Origin of the sequence: Mangrovicoccus ximenensis (assembly GCF_003056725.1) — a bacterium.
GTDB lineage: Bacteria > Pseudomonadota > Alphaproteobacteria > Rhodobacterales > Rhodobacteraceae > Mangrovicoccus > Mangrovicoccus ximenensis.
Window position 1 is genome coordinate 431,052 of record NZ_QBKZ01000004.1, and the last position, 17,261, is coordinate 448,312.

The window sequence follows — 17,261 nt, forward strand, 5'->3', positions numbered from 1 at the left end:
GCGGCGCGGTCCTGTTCGGGGCGGCGGTTGCGATGGCGACGGCCGCCTGGAGCCGTTGCGAGGACTATGTCCCGCTGCCGAAGCCGCAGAATGCGAGCCGCGACATCGTCGGCAAGGACCTCGACGCGATCCTCGACCAGGGCTTCATCGAATTTGCCGCTTTCGAGGAATTCGCGCCCTGGTCCTTCGAGGAGAAGGGCGAGATCAGGGGCGTCGATATCGAGATCGGCAAGCTGATCGCCGCGGAGCTCGGCGTCGAGCCGCGGTTCCGGCTGGTGGAGGCGGGCGAGAACCTCGAGGCGGATCTGCGGAACTGGCTCTGGAAGGGGCCGGTGACCGGCGGCAAGGTGGCGAATGTGATGCTGCATGTGCCGGTCAACCGCGATTTCACCTGCCGGGTGGAGCAGGTGGTCTTCACCGGCCAGGCCTACCGCCAGCAGATCGCCATCGCCTATTCCGAGGCGGCCTATCCCGACGAGGTGCCGGGCACGGCCTATTTCCGCTACGATCCGGTCGGTGTCGAGAATGACACGATCGCCGATTTCTACCTGTCCTCGCTGGCGGGCGGGCAGCTGCTGAACCAGATCCACCGGTATCCCTCGACGCTCGATGCTGTGGCGGCGATCGGCAGCGGCGAGGTGAAGGCGGCGATGGGGCCGATGGCGGAGCTGGAATATGCGCGTCCGGAGGCGGTCAAGGTGGTGTCGCCGCCCTTGCCGGGCTTCGGTGCCGGGCGCTGGACGGTCGGCGTCGGCGTGCATTTCGCCTATCGCCCGCTGGCCTATGCGGTCGATGACGCGATCTCGGCGGCGCTCGAGGACGGGCGCATCCAGGCGATTTTCGCGGAATACGGCCTGACCTGGCTCGAACCGGAAAGGTGATCCAGCGGACGCGGGCGCCTTGCGGCGCCCGCGGCACGATCATGGCGCCTCCCCTCTCCCCGCGTCTTCAGGCGGACAATGTCTCCAGGTCGCCGCCGGGGGTGACCAGCACGACCCGGCGCAGCTCCGGCAGCTTTGCGATGACCCCGGAGATCGCGTCGCGTTCCATCAGGCAGAAGGCGGTCGAGAGCCCGTCGGCCAGCGTGGCGGTGCCGGCTTCGACGCTGACCGTCGACCAGAGCGGCCTGTGCCGCGGGCCGCGCGGATCGCAAATGTGCGGGCTGCCATCCGCAAGCCGCAGCGCGCCGGGCGACGAGCTGCCGCGCGCGCTCGGCCAAGCTGCGGCTGGCGCGGCGCACGGAGGCCGCGCTCTGGCCGATCGACCGTGCCCAGCTCGGCCTGCCGCCCCGCATCCTGCCCGAGGATTTCACATGAAGACGCTGATCGGTTTCCTGCTCGGACTGGCCGTGCTCGGCCTCGGCTTCTGGGCGTACCAGGAAAACTACCGCACCCGCGACGCGATGGACCAGGTCCGCGTGACCCAGCGGGAAATCATGCATCTGCGCGACGAGCTGACCATGCTGCGTGCCGAATGGGCCTGGCAGAACCGGCCCGAGCGGCTGCGGCTGCTGGTCGATGCCAATGCCGCCGAACTGCAGCTGTCGGACATGTCGCCCGACCGGTTCGGCGTGCTCGACCAGGTGGCCTATCCGGCGCGGCCCTACCTGTCCTCGGTGCCCGCCGTGCTGCCCGGCCAGCCGCTGCCGCAGGATGCCGCGCCCGCAGAGGAGGACCGCCCGTGACCGATCTGCCCGAAGACGAGAGCCCGCGCCGTCCGCTGCGCCCGCTGGCGCCGGTGCTGCGCGCCCGCGAGCGGGGCGAGAACCCCGACTTGATCGAGCGCGCCAACCGCATCCGCCGCCATGACGCGATCCGCGAGAAGCTGAAGATCCGCGCCGAAGGCCGCCTTCTGGTGCTGGGCCTGTTCTTCCTCGCCGTCTTCGGCACGGTGGGGCTGCGCATGGGGCAGCTTGCGACTTCGGTCCCCGAAGAGCCGCGCATGGCGCTGTTCGGCTCGACCATCACCAGCGCGCGGGCCGACATCGTCGACCGCAAGGGCCGGGTGCTGGCGACCAACCTGCATACCCAGGCGCTCTATGCCCATCCGCAGGACATGATCGACATCCCCTATGCGGTGGACGAGCTGGTCCGGATTTTCCCCGACATGGACCGCGAGCGGCTCCTGGCGCGGCTGAGCCAGGAGGGCCGGAAATTCGTCTGGCTGCGCCGGACGCTGTCGCCCGAGGAGGTGCAGGCCGTCCATGACATCGGCGATCCGGGACTTCTGTTCGCGACCCGCGACATGCGGCTCTATCCGAACGGCCATCTGGCGGCCCATGTGCTGGGCGGCGCGAGCTTCGGCGACGAGGGCGTGCGCGCGGCCGAGGTGATCGGCGTTGCCGGGATCGAGAAGGCGATGGACGAGCGGCTGCGCGACCCCGCGCAGGTGGCCGAGCCGCTGCAGCTGTCGATCGACCTGACGGTGCAGGCGGCGGCGCGCAAGGTGCTGCAGGCGGGGATCGACCTCTACGAGGCCAAGGGCGGCTCCGCGATCATCATGGACATGCATAGCGGCGAGATCGTCAGCATGGTCTCGCTGCCCGATTTCGACCCGAACCGGCGGCCGCGCCCGGCGCTGAAGGGCGATCCCTCGGACAGCCCGCTGTTCAACCGGGCCGTTCTGGGCGTCTACGAGCTGGGCTCGGTCTTCAAGATCTTCGCGACCGCCAATGCGCTGGAGCTGGGGCTGGTGACGCCCGAGACCCGGATCGACACGCAGAGCCCGCTGATCTACGGCCGCTTCAAGATCGGCGATTTCCACAATTACGGTCCGACCAAGACGGTGCGCGAGGTGATCGAGGTCTCGTCGAACGTCGGCACCGCGCATATCGCGCAGATGATCGGCCCGACCCGGCAGAAGGAATTCCTCGGCAAGCTCGGCTTCTTCGAGCCGACCCCGGTGGAGCTGGTCGAGGCGCCGACCGGGCGTCCGCTGCTGCCCAAGGTCTGGGGCGATCTCGCGGGGATGACCATCTCCTTCGGCCACGGCATGTCCTCGAGCCCGATGCATCTGGCCACGGCCTATGCCTCGCTGCTGAACGGCGGCACCAAGGTCACTCCGACGCTGCTGAAGCACCAGGGCATCGTGCCCCGGGGCGAGCGCGTGGTCAGCGAGCAGACCTCGCGCGAGTCGCGCGAGATGCTGCGCGCGGTGGTCACCGACGGCACCGCCTCGATGGCCGAAGTGCCGGGATACTACGTCGCAGGCAAGACCGGCACCGCGGACAAGCCGCGTCCCGGCGGCGGCTACTACAAGAACCGCAACATGGTCACCTTCGCTTCGGTCTTCCCCTCCTATGACCCGAAATACGTTGTAATCACGACGCTCGACGAGGCGAAGGTCTTCGCGGCGGGCATGGAACGGCGCACCGCCGGCTGGACGGTTGTGCCGGTTGCCGCCGAACTGATCCGCCGTGTCGCGCCCCTGCTGGACATGCGGCCGGCAATTGAAGAGCCTGCGGCAACTGGGATACGAGAAGCCCGCAACAGCAATTGAGGGGCCGCCATGACCGCCAACACCTCGCAGGTTAAGTCGCTGGCAGAACTGGGCCTGCACGCCAAGGGCGGACAGGAGGCGCGAATCACCGGCATCGCGCTGGACAGCCGCAAGGCAGGCGAGGGGCATCTTTTCGCCGCCCTGCGGGGCTCGAAGGTGCATGGCGCGGAATTCATTCCGGCGGTGCTGGCCCAGGGCGTGGCGGCGGTGCTGACCGACCCCGCGGGCGCTCGCATCGCGAAGCAGGCGCTCGACGCCTCGGAGGCCGCGCTGATCGTGACCGAGGACCCGCGCGAGGCGCTCTCGGCGGCGGCGGCGCTGTGGTTCGGCGCCCAGCCGGAAACGGCGGTGGCGGTGACCGGGACCAACGGCAAGACGTCGGTCGCCACCTTCACCCGCCAGATCTGGGAACAGCTCGGGCGCAGCGCGGTCAATCTCGGCACCACCGGGATCGAGGGCGCCTATGCCGCGCCGCTGCAGCACACCACGCCCGATGCGCTGACCATCCACCGCCACCTGGCCGCGATGGCTGCCGAAGGGGTCACCCATCTGGCGATGGAGGCCTCGTCCCACGGGCTCGACCAGCGCCGCCTCGACGGCGTGCGGCTGGCCGCGGCGGGCTTCACCAACTTCACCCAGGACCATCTGGACTACCACCACACCTTCGAGGCCTATTTCGAGGCCAAGGCCGGGCTCTTCGGCCGCCTCCTCGGCGATGACGGCGTGGCGGTGATCAATATCGACGATCCGCGCGGGCTCGACATGGCCGAGCTGGCCGAGAGCCGCGGCCAGGAGGTGATCGGCATCGGCCATTCCGAGGCGGCCGAGCTCCGGATCACCGGCCAGCGCTACGATGCAACCGGGCAGGATCTGCGCTTCAACTGGCAGGGGCAGCCCTATCAGACCCGTCTGAACCTGATCGGCGGCTTCCAGGCCTCGAACGTGCTCTGCGCCGTCGGCCTGGCGATCGCCGCGGGCGAGGAGCCGGGCGAGGTCTTCGAGGTGCTGCCGCGGCTCAGGACCGTGCGCGGCCGGATGCAGCATGCCGCGACCCGAGGCAATGGCGGCACGGTCTTCGTCGATTACGCCCATACCCCCGATGCGGTGGCGACCGCGCTGAAGGCGCTGCGCCCGCATGTGCTGGGCAACCTGGTGGTGGTGCTGGGCGCGGGCGGCGACCGCGACACCGCGAAGCGCGAGCTGATGGGCGAGGCGGCGGCGCGCCATGCAGACACGGTGATCGTCACTGACGACAACCCGCGCAGCGAGGAGCCGGCGGTGATCCGCGCGATGGTGATGAAGGGCTGCCCCGATGCGATGAACATCGGCGACCGGGCCGAGGCGATCCTGCGCGGCGTCGATGCGATCGGTCCGGGCGATGCCCTGCTGATCGCCGGCAAGGGCCATGAAACCGGGCAGACCGTCGGCGACACGGTCTATCCGTTCGACGATGCGGAACAGGCAAGCGTTGCCGTGGCCGCGCTGGAAGGAAAGCTGCCGTGACACCGATCTGGACGCATGAAGACGCCGCCGCGGCGACCGGCGGCACCGCAACCCGTGCCTTCGCGGTCTCGGGCCTGTCGATCGACACCCGCTCGATCCGCCCCGGCGAGATGTTCATCGCGCTCAAGGACCAGCGCGACGGGCATGATTTCGTGGCCCAGGCGCTGGAGAAGGGCGCGGGTGCCGCGCTGGTGTCGCGCCGTCCCGAGGGCGTGGCCGAGGATGCGCCGCTGCTGATCGTGCCCGATGTCCTTCCGGCGCTCGAAGCGCTGGCAAAGGCGGCCCGCGCGCGGACCCGCGCCAAGGTCGTCGGCGTGACCGGCTCGGTCGGCAAGACCTCGACCAAGGAGATGCTGCGCCACGTGCTGTCGCGGCAGGGCAGGGTCCATGCCGCCGAGAAGAGCTTCAACAACCATTGGGGCGTGCCGCTGACGCTGGCGCGGATGCCGCAGGACGCCGATTTCGCGGTGATCGAGATCGGCATGAACCATCCCGGCGAGATCGGCCCGCTGGCCCGGCTCGCCGATCTGGACATCGCCGTGATCACCACCGTCGCCGCGGTCCATCTGGAAGCCTTCGACAGCGTCGACGGCATCGCCCGCGAGAAGGCGGCGATCTTCACCGGGCTGCGGCTGGGCGGCACGGCAGTGATCAATGCCGACCTGGAATCTACCGCGCTGCTGCAGAAGGTCGCGATCGAGGCGGGGGCGGAGCCGGTTCTGTTCGGACATGACGGCACCCGCGCGCGGCTGGCCGAGACGCTGCTCTCCGGCGGCGGCACCGACATCGCCGCCGAGCTCGACGGGACCCGCTACGAGATGCACCTGTCGATGCCGGGCCGCCATTTCGCGATGAATGCGGTCGCGGTTCTGGCCGTGGCGCAGGCGCTCGGGCTCGATGTGGCAAAGGCTGCCGCCGACATGGGCAGCTGGCTGCCGCCGGCCGGGCGCGGCACCTCCGAGTCCGTGCTGCTGGAGCAGGGGGCGGTGACGCTCCTCGACGATGCCTACAACGCCAACCCGACCTCGGTCGGCGCCGCTTTCGAAGTGCTGGCCGCGACCTCGCCGGGGCCGGGCGGTCGCCGCATCGCGGTGCTCGGCGACATGCTGGAGCTGGGGCCGCAGGAAACCGAGATCCATGCCGCGCTGGCCGCGCATCCGGCCCTCTCCGCGATCGACGGCGTGGTCTGCGTCGGCCCCCGCATGGCGGCGCTCGATGCAGCCCTTCCCGGAGCGAAGCGCGCATGCAGACGATCGGCGGCAGCCATGCGCAGCGCGACGTGTTCGAGCGCATCACCATCGATGCCGCCCTGCGCGCCGGACGGCCCGAGCGCGCCGAGGCGATGCTGCGCGAAAGGCGCGCCCTGCGCGGCGGCACCGAAGATTCCTTTGCCGCCGGCAGGATGTCGCGTATCATGCAAATGCGGCGATCCGTCCGATCCGCTGCGGCTCGATAGCCCGTCATCATCACCGCCCGGCGCTCCTGCCGGAGGCTTCCGAAGTACCTGCCCATGCTGCACCTGTCGCCCTCCGCGGCGTCCTCCGGGAAACCGGACACGACATCCCTTCACGCGCGCCATGCCGCCCTGGCCGGAGGACGCGACCTCCGGCTGGACTTCTTCCGCGGCCTCGCGATGTTCATCATCCTGATCGCCCATACGCCGAACAACACCTGGGCCCTGTGGAGCCCGGCACGCTTCGGCTGGTCCGACGCCACCGAGATCTTCGTGTTCTGCTCGGGCATGGCCTCGGCCATCGCCTTCGGCCGGGTGTTCGAGCGGCGCGGGCTGGGGCTGGGATCGCTGCGGGTCGGCTACCGGCTGTGGCAGGTCTACTGGGCGCATGTCGGGCTCTTCATCGCGCTGGCGGCGACGCTGGCCGGGCTCGACAATACCGGCTGGTTCGAGACGGACTACATCGCAACGCTGAACCTGCACCCGTTCTTCCGCGACCCACAGATGACCCTGCCGGCCTATCTGACGCTGACCTATGTGCCGAACTATTTCGACATCCTGCCGATGTACCTGGTCGCGCTGGCGATGATGCCCGCGGTGGTGGCGCTGAAGCGGGTGCATCCCGGCCTCGCAGCGGCGGCGGTGCTGGCGATGTGGGCGGCGGCGCAGACCGGCTTCCCCGGCCTTCCGGCCGAGCCCTGGTCCGAGCGGGTCTGGTTCTTCAACCCTTTCGGCTGGCAGCTGATCTTCTTCACCGGCTTCGCCTTCATGGCGGGCTGGCTGCCGAAGCCCCCGGCCAGCCGGGCCCTGGCCTGGGCAGCGGCAGGGGTCGTGCTGCTCACGGTGATCCCGGCCTATCACTGGGGGCGGCTGCTGCCCGACATTCCCGCCGCCGAGATGACCGGCTTCCAGCAGCTGCGGCTCTGGCTGCACGAGGCGACCGTGCCGGTGCGCGCCGCCATCGACCCGCTGATCTTCAAGTCGAATTTCGGCCTGTTCCGCTATCTCCACTTCCTGGCGCTGGCCTATCTGGCCTGGCGGCTGGCCGGCGAGCGCGGCGTGCGGCTGCTGCCGCGGGGCGAGGGCTGGCCGTCTGCGCAGCCTGGCCGGGCCGGGGCTGCGCCGGGCACTGGCGCGCTTCACCTCGACGCCGCTTTCGGGCGCGGTCACCGGCGCCGCGACGACCGCGCTGATCCAGTCCTCCAGCGCCACGACCGTGACTGCGGTCGGCTTCGTCAGCGCCGGGCTGCTGACCTTTCCGCAGGCGCTCGGCATCATCTTCGGGGCCAATATCGGCACCACCATGACCGGCTGGCTGGTCACCATCCTGGGCTTCAAGCTGGATCTGGGCGCGGTCACGCTGCCGCTGGTCTTTCTCGGCGCGCTCCTGCGGCTTTCGGGCGGCGTGCTGCGCCCGCAGATCGGCACGGCGCTGGCGGGCTTCGCGCTGATCTTCTTCGGCATCGAGGTGATGAAGGACAGCCTCGCCGCCTTCGAGGGCGTGGTCACGCCGCAGGATTTCCCGCAGGACAGCCTCGCCGGGCGGCTGCAGCTGGTGGCGGCGGGCGCGGCGATCACCGTGGTCACGCAATCCTCGAGCGCCGGGGTGGCGGCGGCGCTGGCGGCGATCGGGGCGGGGGCGATCAGCCTGCCGCAGGGCATGGCGCTGGTGATCGGCATGGATGTCGGCACCACCTTCACCGCGGTTCTCGCGACGCTGGGCGGCTCGACCGCGGCGCGGCGCACCGGGTTTTCGCATGTCATCTACAATGGCCTGACCGGGCTCCTGGCCTTCGCGATGCTCGGCCCCTTCGCCGCCGCGATGTCGGCGCGCGGCACCGACAGCCAGATCGCGCTGGTCGCTTTCCATACCGGCTTCAACATCCTCGGCGTGCTTCTGGTCCTGCCCTTCACCGGTGCCTTCGCCCGCGCCGTCACCGCGGTGATCCGCGATCCGGTGCCGGGCCTGACCGGCAGCCTCGGCCGGGAAATGCTGCGCGATCCGGATGCGGCAGCCGATGCCGCGGTCTCGGCCTTGGAAGCGGTCAGCGCGGCCCAGTTCCTTCATGTCGCGGAACGGCTGGACCATCGCGGGCCCGATCGCGGAGACGGCGACCGTCTGCGCGCCATTGCCGAGGCGCTGGCCGAGCTGCGCCGCTTCACCGATGCGATCCCGCCTGCCTCGGGCGAACCTGCGCGCCGAGGGCGCGGCCAAGGGACGGCTGGTGCTGGCCGAGCCCTCGGGCCGCGAGATCGCCGCTGCCAGCGTCACTGCCGCGCCGGAAAAGCCGCTGCGTCTCGATGTGCCGGCGCTGGACGTGCTGCCGGAGGCGCTGACCGTCCGGCTGGACCGGGAGGGCTGAACCATGCGGATCCTTGCGCTCGACCAGGGCACGACCTCGACCCGCGGGTTGGTGGCAGATGAAACGGGCCGCACGGAGATCGTCCATGCGGTCCGCCACGCGCAGCATTTTCCCGCCGCCGACCGGGTCGAACATGATCCGGCCGAGCTGCTCGCCAATCTGCGTGCCGTGCTTGACGCGGCCGGGCCGGTCGATGCCATCGCCCTGTCGAACCAGGGCGAAAGCTGCCTGGCCTGGGATGCGGTGACCGGCGCAGCGCTGTCGCCGGTGATCGTCTGGCAGGACCGCCGCACAGAGGCGCGGCTGGCGGAGATGGCAGAGCACGAGGCCCTCGTCCGCGCCCGCGCCGGGCTGCCGCTCGATCCGTATTTCTCCGCCTCGAAGCTCGGCTGGCTGTTGGAGACGTCCGCGGAGGTCCAGGCGGCGCATCGCGCCGGGCGGCTGCGGCTCGGGACGACTGATGCCTTCTTCCTGCAGACCCTCACCGGCGCGGCGGCGACCGACATCACCACCGCCTCGCGGACCTCGCTGATGTCGCTTGCGACCGGCCAGTGGGACCCGGAGCTTTGCGCGCTTTTCGGCGTGCCGATGGAGTGCCTGCCGCCGATCCGGCCCACGGTCGCGGATTACGGCAAGATCGGCGGCATGCCGGTGACGGCGGCGGTCGTCGATCAGCAGGCGGCGCTTTACGGCCATGGCTGCCGCGCGCCGGGCGATGCCAAGATCACCTTCGGCACCGGCGCTTTCGCGCTGGCGCTGGCCGAGGACCTGCCGTCCGCCGAGACGGAGTCCGGGCTGCTGCCGACTGTCGCCTGGCAGATCGGCGGCGCCAGTGCTGCAGGTCGCGCGCGAGGCCTGGCTTGTCCCGGCGGATTACGACCTCGGCGCGCGCTCGCGGCGGCAGCTGCGGCGGAAGGTGCGCCATGCCGAGAAGGAGGGGCTCGAATTCCTGCCCGCCGATCCGTCCGCGCTGCCGCTGGCGCAGATGGCGCGGATCAATGCCGGCTGGGCCGACGCGCATGGCGGCGAGCGCGGTTTCTCGATGGGCCGGTTCCATCCGTCGATCCTGGCGCATCAGCGCATCTACCTGGCCTGGCAGGGCACCGAGCTCTGCGGCTTCGTCTCCTTCCACGCCTCCGCCGGGGAATGGACGCTGGACCTGATGCGACCAGCCACGGACGCCGCCGACGGCACGGCGCACGGGCTGATCCACGCTGCGCTGATGGATGCGAAAACCTTGGGCATTCCGCGCCTGTCGCTCGCCGCCGCTCCCTTCCAGGGCGACGGCAGCGACCCCGCGCAGGCGGACGGACCGGTCACCCGGCTGCAGAAGCGGCTGTCCGGACGGACCGGCGGGCTGGGGCTGGCGCGGTTCAAGGCGATGTTCGATCCCAATTGGGAACCTCTCTACATCACGGCCCCGTCGCGCTGGAAACTGCTGCGTTCGGGCGCCGAGATCGCCCGCGCCATCGCCCATCCCGAACCGTTCCGCGACCCGCAGGACGGCCGCAGCAGACGGCTCGGGCGCTGACGCAACCCTGCCGCGGCGGCCGGTGCGCAGGTTGCGGCGCCCCCCTTCGTGCCCGTGCGGACCAACGCGGCGGAGGCTCTCTTGCGGCCTGAAGCATCGCAGTTGCCCCCGCCCGGTGCGACCTCGAGACGGCCGCTCATGGCAGGATCACGGCTCTTCGGAAGACCCGAGGCACGGTGCCCCCCTAGTTCGACAGCTAGACGCGTAAGTGGCTGATTGGCGCAGGCGCCGGTGGTGAAGCCGGTGCGGAGCGGCGCCTCGGCCATTCAGGCCTTCTCCACCTTGCGCAGCACATGCGGCTTGGCGGCGTCGTAAAGCGCGCTGTCGGGGAAGTCCGTCTCCTCGAAGACCCGGCCGACGAAGACCAGCGCGGTCCGGGTCAGCTTCGCCGCGCGCACCTTGGCGCGGATGTCCGACAGCGTGCCCCGCAGGAAGGCCTGGTCCGGCCAGCCGACGCGGTAGGCGACGACCACCGGGCAGTCCGCGCCGTAGAGCGGCGCCAGCTCGCGCTCGATATGCAGCAGGTTGCGGATCGACAGGTGGATCGCCAGCGTCGCGCGGCTCTGCCCCAGCGTCGCCAGATCTTCGTGTTCGGGCATGCCGGTCGACTGCATCGAGGTCCGGGTCAGGATCACCGTCTGCGCCTGTTCCGGCACGGTCAGCTCCTGCCCCATCGCCGCCGCCGCCGCCGCATAGGCGGGAACGCCGGGCACGATCTCGAAGGGGATGCCCTCGGCGCGCAGCCGCCGGATCTGCTCGGCAATCGCGCCGTAGAGCGACGGGTCGCCGGAATGGACCCGCGCCACGTCCTCGCCCCGGCCATGTGCCGCGACGATCTCGGCCAGGATCTCGTCGAGATGCATGGGCGCCGTGTCCATGACCTTCGCGCCCTCGGGCGCGCCCGCGACCACGGCGGGCGGCACCAGCGACCCGGCATAGAGGCAGACCGGACAGGAGGCGATCAGCCGCTGCCCCTTGACGGTGATCAGGTCGGGATCGCCCGGCCCCGCGCCGATGAAATAGACGGTCATTCCGCTGCCTCCTGGTGTTTCTTCGCGTAGCCGCGCGGCGTGTAGATCCAGTGCCCGTCCGCGCCTTTCGAACGGTCGCCCGACAGCACCGTGCGGCTCGTCGAGGCACCGACCAGCACGACGGTCAGCATGTCGACCTCGTCGACCTGCAGATCGGCCAGCCGCCGCAGCCGCAGGCTTTCGTCCGGGCGGCCGAGATGCGAGGCCAGCAGGACCGGCGTGTCCGCCGGACGGTGCTGCAGCAGCGTGTCGCGCGCCTCGGCCAGAAGCGTGCGGCGGCGCATCGAGACCGGATTGTAGAAGGCGATGACGAAATCGCCCTCGGCCGCCGCCTTGATCCGCCGGGTGATCGCCTCGCGCGGGGTCAGCAGGTCCGACAGCGAGATCGTGCAGAAGTCATGGCCGAGCAGCGCGCCTGCCCGCGCCGAGGCCGCCTGCAGCGCCGAGACGCCCGGGCAGTTGACGATCTCCACCCGGCGCGCCGCGGCGGAGACGCCGTGCTCCGCCTCGGGACGGTCGATCAGCTCCATGACCAGCGCGCCCATCGCGTAGAGAGCCGGTGATGTAGGAGGCCTCGTCGGAGGCCAGGAAAAGGATCGGCGCGACCTGTTCGGCGAGCGTGCCGTAGCGCTTCATCAGCGCCGAGTCCGTCACCTGGTCGACCACTTCGGCCATCCAGGCCTGTTCGGCCGCGTTGTCGCCTGCCGCGTTGCGGGGGATACGGCGGGCCGGCGCCTCGGTGCCGCCGGGGGCGGTGGCGACGACGCGGATGTTGCGGGGCGCCAGCTCCATCGCCAGCGACTGGGTGATCGCGTTCACGCCGCCTTTCGCGGCGGAATAGGGCACGCGGTGGATGCCGCGGGTGGCGTTCGAGCTGACATTGACTATGGTGCCGCGCCCGCGGGCGAAGAGATGCGGCAGCACGGCGTGGCAGCAGTTCAGCGTCGGCATCAGCGAGCGGCGGATCTCGGCCTCGATCTGGGCGGGCTCGAATTCGGCGAAGGGCCGCATCCGGATCGCGCCGCCGACATTGTTGATCAGGATTTCGATCCCGCCGAATTCCTCCGCGGCAAAGGCCATCGCCGCCGCAGCCCCTTCATGCGTCTCCAGATCGGCTTCGAAGGCGCGGGCCTCCGGCCCCGCCTCTGCTGCGACTTCGGCCACGAACTCCGCGCGGTCGACGAAAAGCACCCGTCCGCCCTCGCGGGCGGCGCGCAGCGCCACCTCGCGGCCGATGCCCTGCGCGGCGCCGGTGATCACCATCGCCTTGCCCGCGAACCGGCCTTCAAAGGCCGGAGCGGGTTTCGGGGGGGCGAAGGGCGCGGTCATGCGGTGGCCTTCAGCACGGCATTGGGCGTGAACTTCTCGTAATGGAAGCTCGCGGGCGCGACGGCGGTCTCGGCAAACCAGCCGCGCACCGCGTCCACCATCGGCGGCGGGCCGCAGAGATAGGCGTCGAATTCGCCGGCCGTCAGCATCTCCTGCGGCATGTGCTGCGTGACCCAGCCCTTGCGCGCATGGGTGGAACTGTCCTCGGCGACGACGGTGGCGAAGGTGAAGCCCGGCAGCCGCGCGCCATAGGCCTCAAGCTGTTCGACCAGCACCAGGTCGAGATCGCGGGTGACGCCGTAGACGAGGTGGATGCGCTGCTGCGAGCCCTGGCGCGCCAGCACCTCGAGCATCGACAGGAAGGGCGCGAGACCGGTGCCGCCGGCGAGGAACAGCAGCGGGCGCGCGTCGCCGCGCAGGTAGAAGCTGCCCATCGGGCCCGTCACGTTCAGGACGTCGCCCGCCTTGGCGCGCGACAGCCAGGTGCCCATCACGCCGTCCGGGATCTTCTTGATCAGGAACTGCATCCGTCCCTCGCCCGGCGCCGAGCTGAAGGAATAGCTGCGCGCAAGACCGGAGCCCGGCACGTCGATATTGACGTATTGTCCCGGCAGGAAATCGGGCGCGGCCTCCGCATCCAGTTCCAGAACGACGGCGGCATCGGCATGGGGCTCGATCACTGCGACCGTGGCCTCGAAGCCCTGCGGCGCGATCTTGCAGGCGGTGGACGACACCGGCACCGACAACACGCAGTCGCTTTCCGCCACCATCTGGCAGGTCAGCACCAGGCCGTCCTCGGCCTCGTCCTCGGTCAGGGCCTCGTCGATATAGTCGTCGCCCATCTCGAAGCTGCCGCTCTCGGCGCGGCACTTGCAGGTGCCGCAGACCCCGTCGGAGCAGTCCATCGGCAGGTTGACCTTCTGGCGGAAGGCGGCGTCGAGCACCGTCTCCCCTTCGTTTGCCTCGACGAACCGGGTCACCCCGTCCTCGAAATTCAGCGCGATGCGGTAGGCCATGCGCGTCTCCTTTGCTGGGGTGGGGATCAGACGTGGTAGACGTCGATGACCTGGCGGATGTAGTCGTTCTTCAGCACGATCTTCTTGGCGCAGATCAGCGGGCCGTCGGCGGTGACGCGGATCGTGGCGAAGATGGTGCCGAAGAACGTGTCCGTGACCTTGTAGCGGTGGTTCAGCGTCTGGAAGTTGTAGCGCAGGTCGATCTCCTCGCCGCGGTCCTCGACGATTTCCACGTTCGCCACGGTGTGGCTGGTGCGCGGTTCCGGCGTCGAGGCGCCGGAACGCTCGGTCTTGATCCGGAACACCCGGTCCTCGAGCCCGCCGCGGTCGGGATAGTAGATCAGCGAGATCTGCGACTGCGGGTCCTCGGTGATCTGGTCGTCATCGTCCCAGGCCGGCATCCAGTAGCTGCAATCCTCGGAATAGCAGGTCAGCCAGTCGTCCCATTGCCGGTCGTCGAGCAGCCGCGCCTCGCGGTAGAGGAAGGCGCAGATCGCGTCGAGGGAAAGGGCGGGGCGGTGCGTGATGGTCATCGGATCTCTCCTTATTCGGCGGCCAGCGCGGTTGCGGAACCGGCGGTTTCCTCGGCCAGCGCCTTCTTCATGGTCTCGACCCAATGGGCGTGCTGGCGCACGAACAGCCCCTCGTCCTCGCTGCGCTCGCCCGAAAGGGTCGGGTTCAGGCCCATGCCCTTGGCGTTCGCGTCCGGCCCGTCGATCCACAGGGGCGCGCCGCGGGACATGTCGTTCCACTTGGCCGATATGCCGGCATAGCCCTGCTGGCAGGCGCGGAATTCTTCGAGGTCGTCGGAAGTGCCCATGCCCGAGACGTTGAAGAAGTCCTCGTATTGGCGGATGCGGGTCGCGCGGTCCTCGGCGCTCTCGCCCTTCGGCGCGAAGCAGAAGATGGTGATTTCGGTCTGGTCGACGCTGATTGGCCGGGTGACGCGGATCTGGGTGGAGAACTGGTCCATCAGGAACACGTTGGGATAGAGGCAGAGGTTGCGGGTCTGGCGGGTGATGTAATCCGCGCGGGTCTCGCCGTAGCGCTCGATCAGGTCGTCGCGGCGGTTCCAGACCGGGCGCACCTCGGGGTTCATCGAGTTGGTCCAGAGCATGATATGGCCGTTCTCGAAGCCGTAGACGCCCGCGACCGACTTGCTCCAGCCGTTCGCATCCACCGCCTTGGTGCCCTCTTCCTTGCGGCGGCCCATGGTGGCGGCATAGTTCCAGTGGACCGAGCTGACGTGATAGCCGTCGCAGCCGTTCTCCATCTGCAGCTTCCAGTTGCCGTCATAGATGTAGGAGGAGTTGCCGCGCAGCACCTCGATCCCTTCGGGCGCCTGGTCGACGATCTGGTCGATGATCACCTTGGTCTCGCCGAGATAGTCTTCCAGCGGCTCGACATCCGCCGACAGGCTGCCGAAGAGGAAGCCGCGGTAGTTGCCGAAGCGCGCCACGCGGGTCAGGTCATGCGAGCCGTCCTTGTTGAACTGCTCCGGATACTGCGTGGTCTTCTGGTCCTTCACCTTCAGTAGCTTGCCCGCGTTCGAGAAGGTCCAGCCGTGGAACGGACAGGTGAAGCTGCCCTTGTTGCCGTGCTTGCGGCGGCAGAGCATCGCGCCCTTGTGCGCGCAGGCATTGATGACGGCGTGCAGCTCGCCCTTCTTGTCGCGGGTGACGATCACCGGCTGCCGCCCGATATGGGTGGTGTAGTAGTCGTTCGGCTCCGGCACCTGGCTTTCATGCGCGAGATAGACCCAGCCCTTCTCGAAGATATGGGTCATCTCCAGCTCGAACAGCGCCTCGTTGGTGAAGATGTCGCGGCGGCAGCGGAAGACGCCCGCCTCCTTGTCGTCCTCTACGGCGTTGTCGAGGATCTCGCCCAGCTCGCGGGCCTTGTCGATGCTTGCGGACATGCGGGTCTCCTTCCGGGACCTGCCTTGCGGCACGGTTCCGGTCTGATGGATGTCAATGGAAAGGGGGCGCGCCGGGCGGCGCGCGGGTCAGGCGGCGCTGGCGGGGATGCGGATGCGCGGCATGGCGGTCCGGGGGACCGGACGGATCTGTTCGCTGGCACGCATGGCTGGCTCCTCCTGTGTCATGCGCCTTCCGGCTCCTTGCGGGCGCGCCCCCCTCCAGGGGCACCGCCGGGTCCGGTCCTCCTCTGCCGTGCCTCCGCCGATGGCGGGCGGAACGGCCTTGCAGCGCCACGTTGCGCCGGAGGGCCGGAGTTGTCCAAGACCGTTTCAGTGGAATACTATACCTTTAAGGTATGGAAGGCGGAAAATGCCCCTTGATTCAGGCGTTTTTGCGGCGCAGCATACCCTGGAAAATATGCATCCGGCGTGCGGAAAAGGGGGGTGGCATGGACCTGCGGCAGATCCGGTATTTCGTGGCGGTGGCCGAAGAGCGCAATTTCACCCGTGCGGCCGAGACTCTGAACATCGCCCAGCCGCCCTTGAGCCGGCAGATCCAGATGCTGGAGGAGGAGCTTGGCACCACGCTGATCCTGCGCGGTTCGCGGCCGCTGCGGCTGACCGATGCGGGGCGCCTGTTCCAGGAGCAGGCGCTGCAGGTGCTTGGCCGGGTCGAGCAGATGGCCGAGGCCACCCGCCGCGTCGGCCGCAACCAGAACAGAGTGGTCAAGATCGGCTTCGTGCCCTCGACGCTCTATGGCGGGCTGCCGTCGCTGGTGCGCAAGATGCGCCATGCCGCGCCGGGGCTCGACATCCGGCTGGTCGAGATGGTCTCGCTGCACCAGATCCACGCGCTGAAGGAGGGGCGGATCGATCTCGGCTTCGGGCGGCTGCGCCACAGCGATCCGGCGGTGACCGGCATCGTGCTGCGCGAGGAACGGCTGGCCGTCGCCATCCCGCAGGGCGACCCGCTGGCGGCCAGCGACGCGCCGCTGCCGGTGCGGGCGCTGGCGGGGACCAAGCTGATCGTCTATCCGAAGGAGCCGCGGCCGAGCTATGCCGACCATGTGCTGCGGCTTCTGCACGGCCATGACGTGCGGCCCTGCGAGCTCGAGGAGGTCAGCGAGCTGCAGACCGCGCTGGGTCTGGTCGCGGCGGAGGTCGGGCTCTGCATCGTGCCGTCCTCGGCGCGGCGGCTGCGCGCCGATATCCGCTACCGCATCCTCGAAGGCGCACGGGCGACCTCGCCGGTGGTGCTGAGTCACCGTGCCTCGGACAGTTCGGACTACATCGCCATGGTCAAGGACCTGATCGACGAGATGTATGCCGAGAACCCGCCCTGGCTGACCGCCGAGCACAACCTGTCGGTGCGCGGCGATCCCGATCCGGAAGGCGGAGCGGCGGAGTGACGCCGCCCCTGCGGCTCAGGCCAGCGCCGGAGCGGCGGCGAAGCGTTCCGCGGCCAGCGCGATCAGCGCCAGGTCGCTGCCCGGGCCTTGGGGGCCGGCTGCCCGGCACGCCCCGTTTCCCGTCCGGCCGCAAGAGCGGGCCTGCGCGCCGCGGAGGCCGACGCGCGCACGGCTCGACAATTGAACAACGTTCAATTGAGTGCTAGGAGC

11 protein-coding genes and 5 pseudogenes are annotated in these 17,261 nt (G+C 69.6%); 10 read left to right on the plus strand and 6 right to left on the minus strand.

Features of this window, described 5'->3' with window-relative positions:
* The first annotated feature begins 32 nt into the window (after positions 1-32).
* The 9 genes and pseudogenes from C7T91_RS11270 to C7T91_RS35425 all read left to right on the plus strand — a co-directional run bounded on the left by C7T91_RS11270 (position 33) and on the right by C7T91_RS35425 (position 10,348).
* On the plus strand, positions 33-881 hold the full coding sequence (locus tag C7T91_RS11270) for a substrate-binding periplasmic protein (RefSeq protein ID WP_108259300.1): 849 nt from the start codon (positions 33-35) through the stop codon (positions 879-881).
* Between the two features lie 431 nt (positions 882-1,312).
* Positions 1,313-1,684 carry a cell division protein FtsL gene (ftsL, locus tag C7T91_RS11280; RefSeq protein ID WP_201742067.1) on the plus strand — a complete coding sequence of 124 codons (372 nt, stop codon included), beginning with the start codon at positions 1,313-1,315 and terminating at the stop codon, positions 1,682-1,684.
* Positions 1,681-3,498, plus strand: a complete 1,818-nt coding sequence (locus tag C7T91_RS11285; protein WP_236638168.1) for a peptidoglycan D,D-transpeptidase FtsI family protein — start codon at positions 1,681-1,683, stop codon at positions 3,496-3,498. The genes ftsL and C7T91_RS11285 overlap by 4 nt, the downstream gene beginning before the upstream one ends.
* A gap of 9 nt (positions 3,499-3,507) precedes the next feature.
* A complete protein-coding gene (locus C7T91_RS11290) occupies positions 3,508-5,001 on the plus strand; it encodes a UDP-N-acetylmuramoyl-L-alanyl-D-glutamate--2,6-diaminopimelate ligase (protein ID WP_108259302.1) in 1,494 nt (497 codons plus the stop codon).
* Positions 4,998-6,242 (plus strand): annotated as a pseudogene (locus C7T91_RS11295) (UDP-N-acetylmuramoyl-tripeptide--D-alanyl-D-alanine ligase); the annotation flags it as partial. The gene C7T91_RS11290 and the pseudogene C7T91_RS11295, both read left to right, overlap by 4 nt.
* A gap of 392 nt (positions 6,243-6,634) precedes the next feature.
* Positions 6,635-7,462: pseudogene (locus tag C7T91_RS35415) on the plus strand (OpgC family protein); the annotation flags it as partial.
* Positions 7,463-7,556: 94 nt separating this feature from the next.
* Complete coding sequence (locus tag C7T91_RS33505; RefSeq protein WP_269101191.1) at positions 7,557-8,879, plus strand: Na/Pi cotransporter family protein; 1,323 nt, start codon at positions 7,557-7,559, stop codon at positions 8,877-8,879.
* Positions 8,821-9,429: pseudogene (locus tag C7T91_RS35420) on the plus strand (FGGY family carbohydrate kinase); the annotation flags it as partial. The gene C7T91_RS33505 and the pseudogene C7T91_RS35420, both read left to right, overlap by 59 nt.
* 220 nt (positions 9,430-9,649) lie before the next feature.
* Entirely contained in the window at positions 9,650-10,348 is a 699-nt protein-coding gene (locus tag C7T91_RS35425) for a DUF2156 domain-containing protein (RefSeq protein WP_161555854.1), read from the plus strand.
* 266 nt (positions 10,349-10,614) lie between these two features.
* Here C7T91_RS35425 and cobM read toward each other — a convergent pair whose 3' ends face one another.
* The 6 genes and pseudogenes from cobM to C7T91_RS11340 all read right to left on the minus strand — a co-directional run bounded on the left by cobM (position 10,615) and on the right by C7T91_RS11340 (position 15,642).
* Positions 10,615-11,379, minus strand: a complete 765-nt coding sequence (cobM, locus tag C7T91_RS11315) for a precorrin-4 C(11)-methyltransferase (RefSeq protein ID WP_108259305.1) — start codon at positions 11,377-11,379, stop codon at positions 10,615-10,617.
* A pseudogene (locus C7T91_RS11320) lies at positions 11,376-11,933 on the minus strand (SAM-dependent methyltransferase); the annotation flags it as partial. The pseudogene C7T91_RS11320 and the gene cobM, both read right to left, overlap by 4 nt.
* 55 nt (positions 11,934-11,988) lie before the next feature.
* Positions 11,989-12,708: pseudogene (locus C7T91_RS11325) on the minus strand (1,6-dihydroxycyclohexa-2,4-diene-1-carboxylate dehydrogenase); the annotation flags it as partial.
* Positions 12,705-13,724: a benzoate 1,2-dioxygenase electron transfer component BenC gene (benC, locus tag C7T91_RS11330; RefSeq protein WP_108259308.1), complete on the minus strand. Its 1,020-nt coding sequence runs from the start codon at positions 13,722-13,724 to the stop codon at positions 12,705-12,707. The gene benC and the pseudogene C7T91_RS11325, both read right to left, overlap by 4 nt.
* A gap of 26 nt (positions 13,725-13,750) precedes the next feature.
* Positions 13,751-14,257 (minus strand): benzoate 1,2-dioxygenase small subunit, encoded by a 507-nt coding sequence (benB, locus tag C7T91_RS11335; RefSeq protein ID WP_108259309.1) that lies wholly within the window; start codon positions 14,255-14,257, stop codon positions 13,751-13,753.
* Between the two features lie 11 nt (positions 14,258-14,268).
* Complete coding sequence (locus C7T91_RS11340; RefSeq protein WP_108259310.1) at positions 14,269-15,642, minus strand: Rieske 2Fe-2S domain-containing protein; 1,374 nt, start codon at positions 15,640-15,642, stop codon at positions 14,269-14,271.
* A 449-nt stretch (positions 15,643-16,091) separates the two neighbouring features.
* Here C7T91_RS11340 and C7T91_RS11345 point away from each other — a divergent pair, with 449 nt between their 5' ends.
* A complete protein-coding gene (locus tag C7T91_RS11345; protein ID WP_108259311.1) occupies positions 16,092-17,051 on the plus strand; it encodes a LysR family transcriptional regulator in 960 nt (319 codons plus the stop codon).
* The last annotated feature ends 210 nt before the right edge of the window (positions 17,052-17,261 follow it).

What these genes read in the sequence shown, in the direction of transcription:
- C7T91_RS11290 (WP_108259302.1), top strand. Translation starts at nt 3,508, where the DNA reads ATGACCGCCAACACCTCGCAGGTTAAGTCGCTGGCAGAACTGGGCCTG.
- C7T91_RS11340 (WP_108259310.1), bottom strand. Translation starts at nt 15,642, where the DNA reads ATGTCCGCAAGCATCGACAAGGCCCGCGAGCTGGGCGAGATCCTCGAC.
- cobM (WP_108259305.1), bottom strand. Translation starts at nt 11,379, where the DNA reads ATGACCGTCTATTTCATCGGCGCGGGGCCGGGCGATCCCGACCTGATC.
- benB (WP_108259309.1), bottom strand. Translation starts at nt 14,257, where the DNA reads ATGACCATCACGCACCGCCCCGCCCTTTCCCTCGACGCGATCTGCGCC.
- benC (WP_108259308.1), bottom strand. Translation starts at nt 13,724, where the DNA reads ATGGCCTACCGCATCGCGCTGAATTTCGAGGACGGGGTGACCCGGTTC.
- C7T91_RS11270 (WP_108259300.1), top strand. Translation starts at nt 33, where the DNA reads ATGGCGACGGCCGCCTGGAGCCGTTGCGAGGACTATGTCCCGCTGCCG.
- ftsL (WP_201742067.1), top strand. Translation starts at nt 1,313, where the DNA reads ATGAAGACGCTGATCGGTTTCCTGCTCGGACTGGCCGTGCTCGGCCTC.
- C7T91_RS11345 (WP_108259311.1), top strand. Translation starts at nt 16,092, where the DNA reads ATGGACCTGCGGCAGATCCGGTATTTCGTGGCGGTGGCCGAAGAGCGC.